The 1,788-nt window shown below is 68.9% G+C and carries 2 protein-coding genes and 1 pseudogene; 1 reads left to right on the top strand and 2 read right to left on the bottom strand.

Features of this window, described 5'->3' with window-relative positions; all coding sequences use genetic code 11:
* Both ACE3O8_RS13530 and ACE3O8_RS13525 read right to left on the bottom strand, forming a co-directional pair.
* Positions 1 to 504: pseudogene (locus ACE3O8_RS13530) on the bottom strand (hypothetical protein); the annotation flags it as partial.
* Positions 501 to 1,262: a uracil-DNA glycosylase gene (locus tag ACE3O8_RS13525; protein ID WP_374390583.1), complete on the bottom strand. Its 762-nt coding sequence runs from the start codon at positions 1,260 to 1,262 to the stop codon at positions 501 to 503. The gene ACE3O8_RS13525 and the pseudogene ACE3O8_RS13530, both read right to left, overlap by 4 nt.
* 137 nt (positions 1,263 to 1,399) lie before the next feature.
* Here ACE3O8_RS13525 and ACE3O8_RS13520 point away from each other — a divergent pair.
* The coding region (locus ACE3O8_RS13520) for an NAD(P)/FAD-dependent oxidoreductase (RefSeq protein WP_374390581.1) at positions 1,400 to 1,788 on the top strand (389 nt) is incomplete at its 3' end.

Below are 1,788 nucleotides of genomic sequence, written 5' to 3'. Positions count from 1 at the left end.
GATCGCGGCCTTGGCGGCGGCCGCGAACATCTGGTCCGCCTCTGTCGAGAGGCGGGCGCCGCGCGGGCCGAGCGCCGGGGTGAGCCGCACCGGCACCAGCTGCTTGGTGCGGGCAAGGGGGGGCAGGTCTGTCGCGCCGGCTTTCCGAGCAAGGCCGGCGATCGCGTTCGCCTGCGGCGCGTCCGGATTCTGTTCGAGGAAGGCGACGAGGCGCATCAGCCCCGCGCCGGAGCCTTGCGCGATCAGGATCTGCGCTTCGGCGGTGGGATGCAGCAGTCCGCGCGGCATGGCGGACAGGTCCGCCGACGCCGCTGTCACCTGACCCTTGTCGATTGCGCGGAAGATCCGGGCATAGGCCTCGCGCTGGGCGGGCGACAGCTGTGCGGGCACCGACCGCTCGGCCGCGGTGAAGGGCGATTTCAGCGGTGTCGCGGTGACGTCGATGGTTTCCTGCGCCGCGAGCGGCGCGGCAGACAGAAGGGCGGCAAGCAACAGACGCTTCACTGGGTGATCCTGTGTTTCAGCGCCAGCAGGTCGGCCCAGGCACGGGCTTTCTCTTCGGGGCGGCGCAGCAGATAGGCGGGGTTGAAGGTGGCGAGCGCCGGAACCGGCCCGCCGCCGGCATCGACCGACAGCCAGCTCCCCCGGACGCGGGTGATGGGGGCGGTTTCGCCGGCCAGCGCCTGCACCGGGTTCGCGCCCATCAGCAGCAGGTGGCGCGGGCGGGTCAGGCGGACATGGGCCAGCGTGAGCGCCAGATCCTCGGCGATATCGTCCGGCGTGGGCGGGCCGGGAATGCGGCGGCGCGGGCAGAGCAGGGCAATGTAGCAGCTGGAGCGGTCCACCCCGATGGCGGCCAGCATGCGATCCAGGAACTGCCCGGCGGGGCCGCTGAAGGGCTTTCCGGTCTTCAGATCCTCCGCCGACGGCGCTTCGCCAAGGATCATCAGCCCGGATTGCGGGTTCCCGTCCGCGAACGGGGCGCGGGGGTGGCGGGCCGCCATCTGTTCGGACAGGTTCTGAAGCGTCGTCGCAGCAGACCACCACGCCTCTTCGGCCGGGCGGGCGACGGGGGCCTGCCGCGCGGGCGGCCGTTGCTTCGGAGCTTCGAAAATCGCCTCGGCCTCGGCCTGCTGGAACCAGGGCACGGGATCGGCGCCGACCACCGTGTCGACACCGGCCAGTTTCCACCAGTCCAGAATCGCCGCAATGTCCCCCGGGGTCAGGCCCGCGGGATGTGCAGGTGACGCACCCAGTCCCATAGGGGGCGACAAATGGCAGTGTTCATGCAACGGTCAAGGCCGGATCGTCGCCGTTCATGGGATTTCGGGTTGAAAACCCATGACAGCGCGATGAATAGAGATCGGGGAATCCTCGAGGGACCAACGGAAGAGATCGAATGAGCAATCGTGAAGCTATGCCCTATGATCTGGTGATCGTGGGCGCCGGGCCGGCGGGCCTGTCCGCCGCGATCCGGGCGAAGCAGGTGGCGGCCGAAAAGGGCGTGGATCTGTCCGTCTGCGTGCTGGAGAAGGGCTCTGAAGTCGGGGCCCACATTCTGTCCGGCGCGGTGGTCGATCCGAAGGCGCTGGACGAGCTGATCCCCGACTGGCGGGACCAGGGCTGCCCGATCGCGGAAACGCCGGTGACGGAAAACCACCACTGGGTGCTGACGAAGGGCGCGAAATACGAGTTTCCGCATATCCTGATGCCCAGCTTCATGAACAACAAGGGCACCTATACGGGAAGTCTCGGCAATCTGTGCCGCTGGCTGGCGGGGCAGGCCGA

The organism is Sandaracinobacter sp. (genome assembly GCF_041909755.1).
Taxonomy (GTDB): Bacteria; Pseudomonadota; Alphaproteobacteria; order Sphingomonadales; family Sphingomonadaceae; genus Sandaracinobacteroides.
The sequence above is the reverse complement of the archived record's forward strand: the minus strand, read 5'-3'. Positions and strand labels throughout refer to the sequence as shown.

Coding starts and splice junctions, on each gene's coding strand:
- ACE3O8_RS13525 (WP_374390583.1), bottom strand. CDS start 1,262: ATGGGACTGGGTGCGTCACCTGCACATCCCGCGGGCCTGACCCCGGGG.